This window comes from Syntrophorhabdaceae bacterium, from assembly GCA_036504895.1.
Lineage (GTDB): Bacteria > Desulfobacterota > Syntrophorhabdia > Syntrophorhabdales > Syntrophorhabdaceae > PNOM01.
In genome coordinates this window covers 24,671-40,226 of the sequence record DASXUJ010000048.1, presented here as the reverse complement: position 1 = coordinate 40,226, position 15,556 = coordinate 24,671, and the positions used below count along the sequence as shown (strand labels likewise).

The 15,556-nt window shown below is 52.4% G+C and carries 14 protein-coding genes; 9 read left to right on the top strand and 5 right to left on the bottom strand.

The features are described from left to right. Positions 1-136 precede the first annotated feature (136 nt). Positions 137-541: a hypothetical protein gene (locus VGJ94_05970; protein HEY3276147.1), complete on the top strand. Its 405-nt coding sequence runs from the start codon at positions 137-139 to the stop codon at positions 539-541. A 25-nt stretch (positions 542-566) separates the two neighbouring features. Here VGJ94_05970 and VGJ94_05965 read toward each other — a convergent pair whose 3' ends face one another. Continuing rightward, positions 567-782, bottom strand: coding sequence for a DUF2945 domain-containing protein (locus tag VGJ94_05965; protein HEY3276146.1), 216 nt, complete (start codon positions 780-782; stop codon positions 567-569). A 228-nt stretch (positions 783-1,010) separates the two neighbouring features. Here VGJ94_05965 and VGJ94_05960 point away from each other — a divergent pair, with 228 nt between their 5' ends. Then, positions 1,011-1,949: a hypothetical protein gene (locus VGJ94_05960; GenBank protein ID HEY3276145.1), complete on the top strand. Its 939-nt coding sequence runs from the start codon at positions 1,011-1,013 to the stop codon at positions 1,947-1,949. 220 nt (positions 1,950-2,169) lie between these two features. Beyond that, positions 2,170-2,574, top strand: coding sequence for a hypothetical protein (locus VGJ94_05955; protein ID HEY3276144.1), 405 nt, complete (start codon positions 2,170-2,172; stop codon positions 2,572-2,574). A gap of 200 nt (positions 2,575-2,774) precedes the next feature. On the opposite strand, the gene VGJ94_05950 is transcribed toward VGJ94_05955, so the two are convergent. Together VGJ94_05950 and VGJ94_05945 are read right to left on the bottom strand one after the other, a co-directional pair. Further along, a complete protein-coding gene (locus tag VGJ94_05950; GenBank protein ID HEY3276143.1) occupies positions 2,775-3,374 on the bottom strand; it encodes a 2Fe-2S iron-sulfur cluster-binding protein in 600 nt (199 codons plus the stop codon). Next, positions 3,371-5,299, bottom strand: a complete 1,929-nt coding sequence (locus tag VGJ94_05945; protein ID HEY3276142.1) for an NADH-ubiquinone oxidoreductase-F iron-sulfur binding region domain-containing protein — start codon at positions 5,297-5,299, stop codon at positions 3,371-3,373. The genes VGJ94_05950 and VGJ94_05945 overlap by 4 nt, the downstream gene beginning before the upstream one ends. 520 nt (positions 5,300-5,819) lie before the next feature. Here VGJ94_05945 and VGJ94_05940 point away from each other — a divergent pair. Next, on the top strand, positions 5,820-6,734 hold the full coding sequence (locus VGJ94_05940) for a transposase (GenBank protein HEY3276141.1): 915 nt from the start codon (positions 5,820-5,822) through the stop codon (positions 6,732-6,734). Positions 6,735-7,011: 277 nt separating this feature from the next. After that, positions 7,012-8,184, top strand: a complete 1,173-nt coding sequence (locus tag VGJ94_05935) for an MFS transporter (protein ID HEY3276140.1) — start codon at positions 7,012-7,014, stop codon at positions 8,182-8,184. A 319-nt stretch (positions 8,185-8,503) separates the two neighbouring features. On the opposite strand, the gene VGJ94_05930 is transcribed toward VGJ94_05935, so the two are convergent. Beyond that, entirely contained in the window at positions 8,504-8,875 is a 372-nt protein-coding gene (locus tag VGJ94_05930; GenBank protein ID HEY3276139.1) for a DUF4870 domain-containing protein, read from the bottom strand. A 220-nt stretch (positions 8,876-9,095) separates the two neighbouring features. On the opposite strand from VGJ94_05930, the gene VGJ94_05925 reads away from it, so the two are divergent. The 4 genes from VGJ94_05925 to VGJ94_05910 all read left to right on the top strand — a co-directional run bounded on the left by VGJ94_05925 (position 9,096) and on the right by VGJ94_05910 (position 14,100). Then, on the top strand, positions 9,096-9,644 hold the full coding sequence (locus tag VGJ94_05925; GenBank protein HEY3276138.1) for a hypothetical protein: 549 nt from the start codon (positions 9,096-9,098) through the stop codon (positions 9,642-9,644). 159 nt (positions 9,645-9,803) lie between these two features. Then, the gene (locus tag VGJ94_05920) at positions 9,804-9,974 is read left to right on the top strand and encodes a hypothetical protein (GenBank protein ID HEY3276137.1); all 171 of its coding nucleotides are present in this window, start codon (positions 9,804-9,806) and stop codon (positions 9,972-9,974) included. A 690-nt stretch (positions 9,975-10,664) separates the two neighbouring features. After that, on the top strand, positions 10,665-11,375 hold the full coding sequence (locus tag VGJ94_05915) for an ATP-binding protein (protein ID HEY3276136.1): 711 nt from the start codon (positions 10,665-10,667) through the stop codon (positions 11,373-11,375). 160 nt (positions 11,376-11,535) lie between these two features. Further along, positions 11,536-14,100 carry a PAS domain S-box protein gene (locus VGJ94_05910; GenBank protein HEY3276135.1) on the top strand — a complete coding sequence of 855 codons (2,565 nt, stop codon included), beginning with the start codon at positions 11,536-11,538 and terminating at the stop codon, positions 14,098-14,100. Positions 14,101-14,220: 120 nt separating this feature from the next. On the opposite strand, the gene VGJ94_05905 is transcribed toward VGJ94_05910, so the two are convergent. Next, positions 14,221-15,195, bottom strand: a complete 975-nt coding sequence (locus VGJ94_05905) for an amidohydrolase family protein (protein ID HEY3276134.1) — start codon at positions 15,193-15,195, stop codon at positions 14,221-14,223. Positions 15,196-15,556: the final 361 nt, after the last annotated feature.

Genomic DNA, 15,556 nt, shown 5'->3' with positions numbered 1-15,556 from the left:
CCGCCAATTCCGAGCCATCATCGGGGCTACAGGGGAAAGGGCCTGACTTCCGCCCTTTCACAAGGCGGATTCTTATGCCTCTCGGGACCGGCAGCAGCGAAGAGGAAGGGGTTAAAGCGAAGGGGAGGGAGTTGGTATGCCTGCCATGGTAAAGATATATAAAGTGAAGGATTTCATTCGGAAGACTGAAGCGGGAAATATCGATTTGGACCGGTCGATGGAGATCATTCACGAGCTTGCCGCTGCAGCCACTTTTCATACAGGTCACAATATTCTTGTCGATATGCGGGAAACAACGATTGCCGATGACGACAGCATTGGAATGATGTTACAGTTGGCCGTTGAGATGGCCCGTTATAAATCGCTCTTCAAAGGAAAAATCGCGACCGTCGTGCCGCATGAAGAAAAGCGGCTGGCGGTGGCAATGCAGTTTAAAGCCTGTCTCGACTTGAAGGGATTTCAGTATGAGGTTTTCACAAGTTTTGAAGATGCGATCAACTGGCCTTCGGAAATCAAGGAGATGAGTCCTACCCCTCTCTAGCGGGGTATATGCGGCATCCCGGCCGTCAGTCGTCTATCTTTCTCAAGGCCGCTCCTTTATGCATCGCAATATGGTCGGTTTTGTCGCTCTTGATCTCATACTGGGGATCATTCTCGCCGGCGTGATGCGTATAACCTTTGTAATCGACATTTTGCGTATGCACCTTGATGATCCTGCCGCTGGCGTGCCCTGCCTCCGAGTTCCAGGCTACATGGTCGCCCACTTTGAATTTATGTGTCATGATGGCTCCTATCCCCTTGATTTATCGTCTATCGCGGTGCGGCGAAAATGGGTGCTGACACCCATAGGGTAATTATAATCTTTCCATGAAGCAGGGTGCGGATTTCTTATTTGTATTATATAGATAAAAGAACTATAACTAGCGGAAGGAGTAACGCGGCCATCGGGGTTGTGCCAAAGCCCAAACCTGCGTCACTCCTGAATCTGCGAGAAAAAAAGGAGGAGCTTCATGGGTTCCATGATGCACAACCCGGTATACGGCATTTTCGAGGTCCTCGAAAAGAGGAAAAGAATAAACGCGAGGGGAGGAAAGGACAGCTTTCCGGCAGGCCTTCCCTATCCCCATGCCACGAAGATAAAGGACCTCATCGCCTCGATTGCAGGGTGGCCCGTTCGCGTCCATGATCTGGCGGGTGTACAAAACTGGAACATCGACCGGGTGTTGACGATCGACGGCATCCGGAAACCAAAGGCCCACCTCTCGGTCGGTCTCACCGATAAAGGAAATCTCATCCTTGAGTGGTATCCCGATTGGCCGCCCGCGGACGAATACCCCATGACCGAGACGGATTTCAAATCCTGGTCCCGCACCTCACCAAAGCCGCCCATGAACCGAATCGTTACCGTACGGGACATGTGGACCATGATAGGTCCCCTGAGAAAACCCCTTACAGAACCGGGCCGGCTGTTTCTCCAGGTCCTTTCCCGCCATCTTGATTCGGTTGTCGAAGAAATAGGCCATTTCGTCAATGTGCACCTGGAAAGCAGCCTTTGCCTGACCTATGAAGACGAGGAGGATTGGGTAGAGAAAGATGGGATACGGAGAAGGGCCGAGGTCCGGCAGGCAGATATCTTCGCCACTGAAGAGGTAATCCGCAGAAAAAACCTGAAATGGCTCCATACCACATTCGACGCGTTGAAGATATCGCCCGAGACCTTCCTGACAATTTTCAAAGAGGCGGACTACCGGTACTACAGGGCTGCCCAATTGTGCAAAAAGAACGAAATAAGGATAAGTCCCGACGGGACGAAAAAAGTCGCCACACGGCTATACAAAGATTTTAACTCCCTGTATAACGAATACTGCTCGGAACCTCCCCAGGGCGTTCCGGCCGCGGGATCGAACGTAATCAGCCTGTTGAAAAAGGATATTCCTCTGAAAGAATGAGGGGAAATAGGCCATAAACTTGGGCCGGGCTCGATACTTGACTTTCAGTGTTATGAGCTTTATAAACGATTATTAAAGTGAATGCCCTCCGCGGTAATAGAGAACTGCTCATATTTATCGGGAAGCCCCGGATTCTTCCCTCGGGACAGAAGGAAAGTGATGCCGCCCGGGGGCGTGAAAGAGAGGAGGTAACCGGTTGATACGAAAGGAGGGGGCTCATATGTCTGATACAGTAAAAATATATAAAGTGAAGGATTTCATTCGAAAGACCGAAGCAGGAAACATCGATTTCGACCGGTCGTTGAAAATCATTCACGAGCTTGCGGCTGCGGCCTCTTTTCATGAAAATCATAATATTCTTATCGATATGAGGGAAACAACAATCGACAATGAGGACAGCATCGGAACGATGTTGCAACTGGCCGTTGAAATGGCCAAGTACAAATTACTCTTCAAAGGAAAAATAGCAAATGTCGTACCGGATGATGAAAAGCAACTTTCTTTGGCAAATCAGTTTAAAGCATGCCTGGACATCAAAGGATTTCGTTATGAGATTTTTACGAGGTTTGAAGATGCCATCGACTGGCTTTCGGAAATAACGGATGCCAATCCCAACTCCCCGTAACGAATACGCGATTCTTCCCGAGATAATTATTATGATTTTCCCGCCGGTTATTACCTGATGTGCCAGGGATTGGGTAGAGAAGCTCATACTCCCCTCCGTCCGCCCCTCTCCATCCCCCTTGGGCACTCTCGCACCCTTCTTTATAAAAAACCGGCTCCATGCTCGAAGCCGGTCGGGTAGATTGTCGGGAAACTATTCTCTCAATGCCCCTGGCCGGGGAACGCCAGGGCCTCGACAAAGATATAGGCCGCCTGGAGCGCCTCGGTGGGACAGAGGGGGAAACATTCTTTGCATTTCCCGCACTCTTTTGACGCGATTTCCGGAACGAAGCCGATCTCTTTGTGGATGCCCCTGTCCACGAACCCTATCGCGTCTTTCTTCTTTACTTCGGCGCAGTACCTCACGCAGAGCCCGCAGTGGATACAGAAGGAGGGTTCCTGTCCGGTGCGGCTCTCGTCTGCGCCGTACTCTTTCCCGAGCTCCTTAAGCTCGAAGGAATTGGGGGCATGGGCGAGGAGGAGCTCCAGGACGGTCTTGCGGACCCGGTCCACCTTGGGCGACCTGGTCCGGACGATGATATTATTCTGTGCAGGATAAAGACAGGAGACGACAAGACGGGGGGCCGAGCCGCGGCTTTCTACCTCCACCATGCAGAGCCGGCACCCCCCGTAGGGCTCCAGCTTTTTATGGTAGCAGAGGGTGGGGATGCGGATGTGCGCGTTCTGAGCGGCTTTCAGGACCGTCATCCCCTCTCTCGCCTTTACTTCTTCCCCATCGATCTTGAGGGTTATCCCTTTCACGATGCCTTGGCCTCTCTCACTTCTCTCACTATCACCCTTTGGTCTTCGGAAAGGTTCGCCGGGACGGGCACGCCGGACAGCTTCGTCACCGCGGCGAAACGGTCGGGGCAGACTTCGAAGCAGGTCCCGCACTTGGTGCATTTGTCCTGGTCCACCATGTGTATAAGGTTCTTTCCCCCTATGATGGCATCGGCAGGACACTTCCTCGCGCAGGTGGTGCATGCCTTGCATTTCTCGGGCTCGATGTAATAATTGATCAGTTCTTTACAGGCAAGGGCCGGGCACCGTTTTTCGTTGATATGGGCCTCGTACTCATCCCTGAAATACTGGAGGGTGCTGAGAAACGGGTTGGCAGCGCTTCTTCCCAGAGCGCAAAGGGCAGCCTCGCTTGCCACTTCGGCTAATTCCTGCAAAAGCTCGATGTCGCCCGGTTTCCCTTTTCCTTTGGTGATCTTCGTGAGGATCTTGAGCATCTGCCTGATCCCCTCACGGCACGGAACGCATTTACCGCACGATTCATCGGTAAGGAATTCCAGGAAGTACCTGGCCACGTCGACCATGCACGTATCTTCATCGAGCACAATCATTCCACCCGATCCCATCATGGAGCCGGCCTTGGTCAATTCATCGAAGCCGACCTGGAGGTCGAGGAGCCGCTCGGGGATACATCCACCGGAGGGCCCTCCGGTCTGGACCGCCTTGAACTTCTTGCCGTCGGGGATTCCGCCGCCGATCTTATAGATAATGTCATTCAGCGTAATGCCCATGGGCACTTCCACAAGACCTGTGTTGGTGATCTTTCCCACGAGGGAGAAGATTTTCGTACCTTTGCTTTTTTCCGTTCCGTACCGGGTAAACCAGTCGGAGCCTTTCTCGATGATGGGCGGCACATTTGCCCAGGTTTCGACGTTATTGAGAACACTGGGCCTGTCCCACACGCCCTTTACGACGGTATGGACGTATTTCGGCCTGGGCTCCCCTGCCTTGCCTTCGAGTGCCGTCATGAGGGCGCTCGATTCACCACAGACGAAGGCGCCCGCACCCCTGTGGACCTTCACGGAAAAGTCAAAACCCGATCCCAGAATGTTCTTGCCGAGGAGACCGTATTCCTCGGCCTTCTCGATGGCGATAAGCACATTTTCTATTGCCAGGGGATATTCATTACGCACGTAGAGGAAGCCCTCATGGGAGCCGACCGCATAGGCCCCGATTGTCAACCCTTCGAGGACCGAGTGAGGGTTTCCCTCGAGAACAGCCCTGTCCATGAATGCGCCCGGATCGCCTTCGTCGGCGTTGACGATTACATATTTTATATCGCCGGCAGCATGACGGGCCTCTTCCCACTTCCTGCCCGTGGGAAAACCACCACCTCCCCGTCCTCTCAGGTTCGATTTCTTGACCTCGTCCAGCACCTCCTCGGGCGTCATCTTCAGAAGGGCCTTCGCCAAACCGGTGTAACCACCGAACGCGATATAGTCGTCGATGCTCTTGGAGTCGATCTTGATGTTATTCCCGATAATGGTTCGCTCCTGGTTCTTGTAAAAGGGTATATCCGATTCATGGATCGCTTTTTCACCCGTGGCGGAGTCGACATAAAGGAGACGCTCGATGACCTTATTCTCCTTTACGGTTTGACTTACGATCTCGGCAACGTCTTCGGGCTTTACCTCAAGGTAACAGATCTCTTCGGGGTAAATGACGACGATCGGTCCTTTCTCGCAAAACCCGGGACACCCGGTGCCCTTGGCATCTACATCCGCTTTAAGCCCCTGGCTTTCGATCTCCGCAGTAAAGGCAGCCATAACTTCTCCGGCCCCTGAGGCAAGGCAACCGGTACCGGTGCAGATTGAAATGCAGGGCTTCTTCGAGTCCCTTTTGGACAGAATTTCTTGTCTTACTGTTTCCAGATCCTGATGTGAGCACATCTTTTCCATGATTCACCCCCAGAAAGGTTTATGTCTTAAGCTCCCGTTAACCGGCAGCATCGTGCGTTGATGCTTCCATCGATTTCATAATTACCTGAAAAAAACTTTTTGGCCTCGAAAAGCATTTTTCAAGCTCTGCTACTGTACTAAATTCAATACAGTAGCTTCCCGTTGCATAACTCATAATTCCCTGCTTAAAGACCTTTCACAAACCTACATAGCAGCATCCTTGAACATTGTCTTTTGTATACAATACTAGAAACAATACCTATATATGTCAAGCTATTTCTCAAACTTAAAGTGCCTTTTTAGGGACATCCATTAAATTATGAAAATCAAGATAGGAGGTAAATATGTTGTTTTTAATTGTATCCACTAGGGACACTCATTAAATTATCAAATTTTAATTTTTCTGTTGACATGGTCATTTTCTGTTGTTACCCTTCTCTTCATGACACGACAGAGCCGCATCGACGCTCCGGGTGCACTTCATCACCTGATTCTCAGGGGGTGGGGCACCATGTTTTACGACGATATCGACCGTGAGAGCTTTGTCAATCGCGCCGGTAAGGTATTCACCGCAGGGAAAACCAGTTGCTACGCCTTTTCCCTGCTCCCGAACCACGTCCATCTCCTCCTTCGTGCCGGGATGACCCCCATATCGACTATCATGAGACGGCTCCTCACGGGCTACTCCGTCTCGTTCAACAAGCGGCATAAGAGATTGGGCCCTCTTTTTCTGAACCGGTATAAATCTATCCTTTGCGAAGAAGAGCCCTATCTGCTTCAATTGGTACGGTATATCCATCTCAATCCTTTAAGGGCTGAGGTAGTGCCGGACCTGGACTCCCTCGATTCCTATCCCTACTCGGGCCACTCGGTCATAATGGAGCGATGTATCAGGCCATGGCTGGACAGCACCTATATCCTCATGCAGTTCGATCAGGACTCAGAGCCTGCCCGCAGCATTTATCGCAAATTCCTCGAAGAGGGTATCGCGGAGGGACGCAGGGGCGATCTCACGGGAGGCGGTTTCATCCGGAGCAACAGGGGATGGATGCCTTCACGGGACTCGGGCCATCTGAGAAGTGACGAACGCATATTGGGAAGCAGCAGGTTTGTCGCAGAGGTGATGGAGGCCGCCAAGGAGCAATGGGAGCGTACCTATGCACGCAAGATTAGCGGTACCGATTTCGTTTCCATGCAGAAGCACGTGGCCAGGATCTTTCACCTCAACTCGGAAGAGATCCTTCTTCCGGGGAAATACCCCACCCGCGTGGCGGCCCGAAGCGTCCTCTGCTATTTTCTCGTACGGGAGCTCGGTATGACTGCAACCGCGGTCGCTCAGAGGCTCGGGCTGGGTCAACCTGCCGTCAGTATCGCCGTGGAGCGCGGAGAAGCAATCGTGAAAGAGCGGGGGCTGAGACGGTCCTGAAACCGGCCCCGGTAATTGCCGCACCTTGACCCGCTACTGCCTGAAATCCCCTCATCTTTTCTCCAGGTATGCACCCTCTCCGAAAGTGGCTCATCCTGTTTTGGATTGAGAATCCCGGCTGCAGTATGATATTAGTATGCCGGCAGTTTCGTGTATTATTTAAGGGCCCATACTCCAAAAAACGCACACGACCGGGATGGCGATTCTCGTACTGAGCAAGAGGTCAAGGCGGCGTACTCTATCGCACGATTAATCTATGATTCGGGAAGGTTTGAGGGTGAACAAGGAAAGGCTGTGGACAAAGGATTTTATCACGGTAGGGGTCATCAATTTTTTATTTTGTCTCATCTTCTATTTATTGATGGTCGTTACCGCTCCTTATGCGGTAGATAAATTCCATGCTTCCACCAGCATCGCCGGGCTCGTATCGAGCATCTTCATTATCGGCATCCTGGTCGGCCGGTTGGGGACCGGGCACGTTATTGAAGATATTGGCAGGAAGAGGGTCTTAATTCTGGGCACCATATCGCTTATCATCACTTCCGCGCTATATTTTGCCGCGGTCAGCCTCCCCCTGTTGATCATTATCCGGCTGCTCCACGGTCTGACTTTCGGGATCGCGAGCACGGCCACGGGAACGATAGTCGCCCATGTAATCCCCCCTGACAGGCGCGGCGAGGGTATCGGCTATTACAGCATGAGCACCATTCTGGCAGCGGCGATAGGTCCCTTCGCGGGAATGCTCCTGATGCAACACACCGATTTCAGGATGATCTTTATTATTACCTCCCTGATACCCGTCATCGGTCTGGGTACGTCTTTTGTGGTAGGTGAGCCCGATCATCCATTGCGCCGGGATCATGGAAAAGGGGTGACAAGATTTCATATTTCGACCTTTCTTGAATTCGAGGCCTTACCCATATCGATCATCATACTGGTCATCGGTGCCGGTTATTCGGTTTTGCTCGTTTTTTTGTCATTGTATGCCAGGCACATCCACCTTGAAGAAGCGGCGAGCCTCTTTTTCCTCGTATATGCTGCTACGGTCCTGATCTCAAGGCCTTTCTCCGGTCGCCTACTCGATACGAAAGGGGCAAATTTTGTGGTCTATCCTTGTCTTTCCCTCTTTGCAATCGGCATGCTTTTCTTCAGCCGGGCCGGTCATGGACTCTTCCTATTGCTCGCGGCAGTGATAATCGGCCTGGGCTATGGGAACTTTTTATCATGCGCCCAGGCAATTTCTATAAAAACAGTCCCGCCTCACCGGTTGGGACTGGCAACTTCCACCTATTTCATCTGCCTTGATCTGGGGTTCGGCGTGGGACCATACCTCCTCGGAGCGCTGGTCCCCTTTACGGGATATCGGGGGCTCTACATGTTGGTGGCCCTCATGATACTCGCAACTATGGTTCTTTATCATTTCTTGCACGGGAAGAAGGCAGTCGCGTAAGAGAGGAATCCAAAGGAGAGTTCCTATTTCTACCCGGTACGACCGTACCCATCCTTCGAGCTGGGAGAATGTCGCCCTCTAAGGCGGGATTTCAGGCACGGAGACCTCCTGCGAACAGCGCGATTACAGGAAGGTATACGATCCTGGGCGGAACATAGGAAATGGGTTATTAATATTGAAAAGGGCAGCTTTACCAGGAATGTTGCGCCGGAAGACCCCGCTCTTTTTAGCATGGACGGCAGCACAGTGGGGATCAAAAATTAAACGGTTGATAAAAAGGCGGTCTCGGGGAGCGTTGCCTTAAGCGGGAATTAACCACTTATTCCTGTGGCGAACCGCGCCTCGGTCCTTTATTCGCGAAATTATCTGCGAAATTACCGATCACGGGCAGCCGGAACCATAGCCCCCGGTATGCCTTCCAAATCAGGATGACCCAGAGGGCGACACCGGCCAGCCACAGAAAAGATGCGAGGAGAAATCCGAAACGCGGTATGGAAAGCACAAAAGCCATCGCAACAGACAACAGGAGAAACGTCGCCAGTGATTGCATGGCGTGAAACCGCACGAAGGCGCTGCGCTTCTCCATGACGATAAATACGATGCCCGTTACCCAGCCGAGTGTGTAGCAAAGCAGTGCCTCGAAGCTCTCATCCATTCCAAGCGACGTCTCCTGCTCCCTCTCGTCCTCCATCGGTTCTCCTTTTTCGTGAATCTATAGTTGAGAGGGTAGTAAACCGTATCGGTCTTGTCAATACAAATTAAAGCCCTTCTTTCCCTGCAAAACCGCCCGGCGCGGGACGGCAGTAAGACGGCGACATTCATGCTACCCTGAAAAAATGAGCGGGCCCCGTTGCAAAAACGGATAGGGGTAATTAGTTTCATTAAAAATCAAATAACTTCGGGCAGGCTTTATGACTCACAGGGAGAACGTATATTGCGGGATTTCCTACATCATTGCCGGCACGCTGGCCTTTCTCGGCACCATGACGCCTCTCCTCGATATGAGGAACCTTTTTCCCGATATATACCTCAACCTGTCGACCCTCTATTTGCTATGGGTCCCCGCTATTTTAATATCTTTACTGGGTTTCCTGAATTTGCAGAGAAGGAGCAGGGAATTTTCACCTGCTTATTTCATTGCCTCAGCGCTTACCGGAGTAGTCCTCACCATTACGAGTATTGTCACGAGCGCGGGAGCTATTACCTATGCCGGGGAGGGAAATGTGGAACCATCATGGAGATTGGGTATCGGAAGTCTGATGCTTTTGGCGGCTTTTGTATGGACCATCTTTTTTCCCCTGTGCCGGATGATCCGGGCAGCCAGGGCTAAAACACTGGAAAAGAGGATCATGGCAAACCTCCTCTATTCACGTGCCTCATCGAATCTGCGAAGGGGGACCTACTGGCAATACAGATTGTTATCGAAAGGCATTCAAGGGCGTGCCCTTTTGCCCCAGTAAATTCCGGCCTGAGCGAATTAAGGCATACGCAGGATTCACCGCAGAAGTCATATCCGGCAATTCTGCCCAGGTTGTTCCGGTACAAATCCCGGTCTTGGGGACACATTTTTTCCTCCGCCTTGTTCCATAGGCTCGCCCTTACTAAAATAAACGCTGTCGGTGAATAATGAAAATAATATTATTGCTTGCTCTTTCTCCCTCTTTTTGAGCGGCTGCGCCACGGTATACCGCCATCCCGTAAAAAGCGGAAGTGCGCTCGAGCAGGACAGGCAGGAATGTGAGCGCATCTCCAGGGCGAACCTGACCGCGAAAGGCGTTCCGGATACGTGACCGAAGAAGATAGGTGAAGTGACAAGTCGTTGTCTCAAAAAGAAAGGCTGGGCGCCCGTAGGTTAAAGGGCATCGAGGCATGGGCGGCTTTTCCTATATTGTATTTGCTCGCATAATCCATTTGCGGACCTCCACCTTGGCCTCACCAATGATGAGATCGGCGGGAAACTCCGCATCAGCAGGTTCATCGTGGCCCACCCAAGTAAATATAAACCATAGTAAAATAACAGTTCTCGCAAGCCTCTTTCAGGCGCCTTAAAAAGAGCTGGAAAGCCTGTCGGAAGCCAAGGCGTTCACCCGCACCCGACATACCCTGCTGCCGTCCTCGATCACCACTGTCATGATTCCCTCCTTCATGCCTCGATGACCGTCTCGTGCCTTTTAAGGAAGAAAGAAGGTCTTGGCCTGCAATATAATTATTGCATTAAAAGAAACAGTCTTGCCGTGCAAGACGGAAAAAGGAATTGTCCTTCTTCCGCTGATAATATGTAACACAGCACGGTAATTAGGGTTATGAGGTTTCACTCTTCCAGCCGGGTCATGGCATGCAGTTTGTATTATATAAAGATGACCTTGTACAAATTTGAATACAGACGGGTAATACGATCAAGGATTATCTCCTGTTGAGCTGACCGGATCCGCGTCAAAAGAGCAGAACAATAAATTTTTGTTTCAATCAGGAGGAGCGGCATGGGCAAAGAAGTCTCCATCAAAAATATTGTGAAAGAAAAAAGCTGCAGGCCCGAAGGCATCCGGGTCGGGACGGAGAAAGGTGAAACCCTTTTTCACCGCCCTGACCCCATTCTGAATCTTAGTGGCGGAATCAGATTACAGCCTCACGACCTTAACGAAACGATGCTGAAATTAAGGGATCGGCTCACCTTCCTCAAGGGTCGCGATATAAAAGTTGAATTCAAGCCGGCGGAATATGAAATTATGGTTATGGCCGACGCTTCCAGGCTGGAAGAGGCCTTTTTGGGTCTCATAAGAAATGCCGGGGACGCCATGACTTCAGGCGGAATTCTTACGCTCTGCACCGGCCAGGTTCATTTCAGCAACGGCACATACCCTGTCGATGGGGCATATGAACACCTTTACAGCTCTTGTGCCCTCTTTTCCGTTTCCGATACAGGCAAAGGCATGGATGGGGAAACAAAACGCCTCGCCTTTAAGCCTTTCTTTACCACCGAACCGGGCAGGAATACCGGACTCGGCCTTACCCTGGCTTCCGCGATCATCAGAAGCCACGTCGGCAGCGTGAATATAGAGAGCGAGCCCGGAAAGGGCACAAAGGTAGAAGTTTATCTGCCCCTGATCAGCGAATCCCTCAAAGTATCGGCCTCTATCTCCCGGAGCCTCAAATGCGAACGGCCCGTGAGCGCAGCCGGGCACACAAATTAGAATTTTCAAAGGGGGACACGGTGGCGCGTGCCCCCCTTTCCCGTCCATATTCTGTACATCCGGAGAAAAGAAGACTGCCGATCGTTCTTGACGGCCAGGCATGTTCAACCCATATTGTGAATACTACTTCCATGGGGAGTGAATAATGGAAGGAGGTATTGTGTCTAAAGAGATATCCCATATAAAGGACGGCAATGATTCCCGGAAAAGTACGGAAGGGCTTACACCGGTAACACCCGGAAAGATCAGGCCTCACAATATCGATGAGGTGCTTCATGAGCTTCAGGAGCACCAGGCGTCCCTCGAGATGAAAAATAGGGAGCTCGTCGATGCCTGGACAATTTGCGAAGAGTCACGGTCCCGGTACGCCGATCTTTACGAATCGGCTCCTGTCGGCTATCTGACATTTGACGAGCATGGGGTCGTCAAGGAAGTGAATATCATTGCCTCCCGGCTCCTGGGGGCTGTGAAAAAATCCTTGATTAACAAACCTTTCTCCCCTTTTATCGCACCCCCTTCGAGGCAGGTCTTTTCCGGACATATCCAGGAGGCGTTCAAATCCCGTAAAGAAGAGAGTTGCGAAATCGTCGTGAAGAGGAAGGATGGTGCCGCCTTTACCGCGCAATTACAGAGCATGCGGGCGCCCGTAAAGGGGACGCCCCTGGTCCGCACGGTCATTACCAATATTACGGAGCATAAACGCTACGAGGAAGAGCTTCAAAAGAATTATCGTGACCTTGTCGAACATTCCAATAGTATCATTCTGAAATGGAAACCGAACGGAGAGATTACCTTCTTCAATAAGTTCGCCCAATCTTTTTTCGGATATTCCGAAGAGGAGATTATCGGGAAGAACGTCATGATCCTCGTCCCTGAAAAGGATTCTTTCGGCCGCGATCTATCCGCGTTAACCAGGGATATAATTCAAAAACCCGAGCATTATGCGGTTTCGGTAAATGAGAACATTCGCCGCAACGGCAAGCGCGCGTGGGTGAGGTGGACAAACAAGGCTATTTTCGATGATGGCGGCAATGTGGTCGAAATGCTTGTGATCGGCAATGACGTGACCGAGCAGAAGTGGGCCGAAGAATCCCTGAAACGGGTGAACGAGAGGTTCAGGATGACCCTCGAGAGTATTACCGACGGCTTCGTCTCTCTCGACAGGGAATTCCGCTATACTTATGTAAACGAAGCGGCTACGAGGTTTGTGGGCCGCACGCGGGACGAGCTGTTAGGGCGCAGGCCGGATGAAGTCTTCCCGGAATTCCCCAGTCAAGCATTTTATAGACGTTTCATGCGCATACTTGAAGAGGGCAAGCCGGTCCATTTCGAAGAGTATTATGGCCCTCCCCTCAACTGCTGGTTTGAATCCCATTGTTATCCGGAACCTGAGGGTCTTACGGTCTATTTCAGGGATATCACCGATCGAAAGGAGATGGAGGAAAGCCTGCAGAGGGCGCGCGACGAACTGGAGCAACGTGTCCGTGAGCGGACCCGGGAGCTTAAGAAGGCGAATCTAAGGCTTCAGGAGGAGATAGTTCAAAGGGAGAAGGCCGAATCAGAACTCCTCCAGGCGCAAAAGATGGAGGCGATCGGCACCCTCTCCGGCGGGATAGCCCATGATTTCAATAATATTCTGGCGGGTATCATCGGCTTTACCGAAATGGTCCTCGACGATGTCCCGCCTGATACTCCCATACATCGGCATTTGGAGCTTGTACTGAAGAGCGGGATCAGGGGACGGGATCTCGTCAGGCAGATCCTCGCCTTCAGCCGCAAGACGGATCATGAAAGAGAACCTGTCCCCCTGTCTCCCGTGGTCGCGGAGACTCTGAAGCTCCTTAGGGCCTCCCTGCCCACTACCATTCAAATCAAAGTCAATATGGACGCCGGATCGGATAGGGTCTTTGCAAACCCTTCGGAGCTGCAGCAGATCATAATGAACCTCGTGACAAACGCCGCTCATTCGATGCGTGAAAAAGGGGGAAACCTGGAGGTTACGCTCGCAAATAAGGAGATCGGTCCCGGCTCCGGCGTTCAGCTTGCGCCGGGGCCGTATGTGGAGATTGTAATCAAAGACGCGGGGACGGGTATGGAAGAAAAGGTGATGAAAAGGATATTCGAGCCTTTCTTCACCACTAAAGGCATAGGCAAAGGCACCGGCATGGGGCTCGCGGTGGTCTATGGTATTGTTAAGGGCTTGGGCGGCGAGATCACTGTGCAAAGTGCGGCCGGGAAGGGATCGACCTTCAGGGTATTCCTGCCGAGAATTGAAGATGCCGCCTGTCAACAGGCTACCGGAGAGACTCCCGGAGGCATGGAACGCGTTCTTTTCGTGGATGATGAAGAGCTTTTATCCGAACTAGGGAAAGGCGTGCTTGAAAAACTCGGCTACACCGTTACTGCCGCGACGGACGGCCAAAAGGCGTTGAAGATATTCTCACAAAATCCCACTGATTACGACCTGGTCCTTACCGACCAGACGATGCCCGGGATTACCGGGTATGAGCTGGCGCGGCAGCTTCTGGAAATACGAAGAGACCTCCCGATTATCCTCATTACCGGCCACAGCGATTCGGTTTCGGCAAAAAAGGCAAAGGAAGCGGGAATCCGGGGATTCCTGATGAAGCCCCTGTCCACTCAGGAGCTGGCCTATGCGGTGAGACATGCCCTCGATGAAAAACGGTTATCTAAAAGAGAGAAGGGGAGTCTTCACCCCAACTAGCCTCTCCCGTCCTTTCCGATCTTCCTTCACGTCCAAAATCCGCTTGACCGACGTTGCCGGCTCATTTTTGGTGAATGGCTTCATCCGGCCCTCCCGGCCCCTGCTTCCTTCGCTTCTTTTCTATAGCTTGAAAAGCTTTGTCGCGTTTTCACCCTCGATCTTCGCCCTCTCTTCCGCCGACAGACCTACTATCGCCTCGATGGATGCCAGAGGGTCCGCGTCGCCCATGTCGTAGGGGTAATCCGTGCCCAGCAGCACATGGTCCGCGCCAACCGCGGAGATAAGGAACCGGAGCTGATCCGCTCCGTGGGAGATGGTGTCGTAGTGGAACATTTTTACGTACTCTTCCGGCGGCTTTTTCGGCGCCGTGCACTCCGGCCTGATCTTTCTTGCGTGGTTCATCCTTCCTACCACATAAGGAAGCGCGCCTCCCGCATGGGAGAGGATCAGCTTAAGTCCCGGGAGCTTGTCGAAGATCCCGCTGTAGATCAGCGACCCCGCCGCCAGGGTCGTATCCATGGGAAATCCCAGGACGTTGAAGAAGTAGTAATCCTTCATCCTGTCCGCTCCCGCGGGGTTGTGGGGATGGATATAGACAGGTACCCCGAGGGCCGCTGCCGTCTCGAAGAAGGGGAGGAACTGCTCCTCCCCCAGGAATGCCCCGTTCACATTGGTACCTATCTCCACCCCCTTGAGGCCGAGCTTTTGGACCGACCTCTCGAGCTCTTTCCCGGCTAATCCCACATCCTGCAAAGGCACGGTCGCCATGGCCGCGAGCCTCTCCGGATATTCGTGCACGAGTGCCGCGAGCCGGTCGTTTTCGAAACGGCAGATCCTGAAGGTCTGCTCTGCCGGAAGGGCATAGAAGAAGTCGGTAGGCGCGATGGAGAGGACTGCCATGTCGAGGCCCATTTGATCGAGGTCGGCGATCCTTCTTGCCGGGTCCTGGAGCTGGGGGCCCATTTTCCTTATCTGCTCCATCGTATAGTCATAGGCCATATGGCCGGGCTTGGGGGCCATGGGATTTACCGGCCTTTCGGAGAGAAAGTCGAGGGCCTCCCGTATCTCGATGTGGCTGTGCATATCTATTTTCATGATCTTCCGCCTTTCACGGCCCATGATGCCCCAAGGGCCCGCAATTCCTGTATTGTTCCGGGACGGGCAGGGAAGGGAAGGGTCTCGCGTCCGAGCTGCCGCAGGATCTCCCGGGGGTATTCTCCGCCGTGCCCGCCATGGGTGCCCCCCAGTTAAGGGGACCCATGGAAGCTGCGGTTATAGTTATTCATCATTATGACAGTTACGTCAAGCTTCCGGAGCGTTCAAGGGGCTCACGTCGCCCCCCGCTTCAGGCGCCTACTGAGGCTCAGACGGCAAAGCCGTCTGAGCCTCACCCTCTCGCTCGCTGTGCGAGCTACGTAACGCTGAATGGACCCTTTGCGATCGGCCGCGGGAGGGC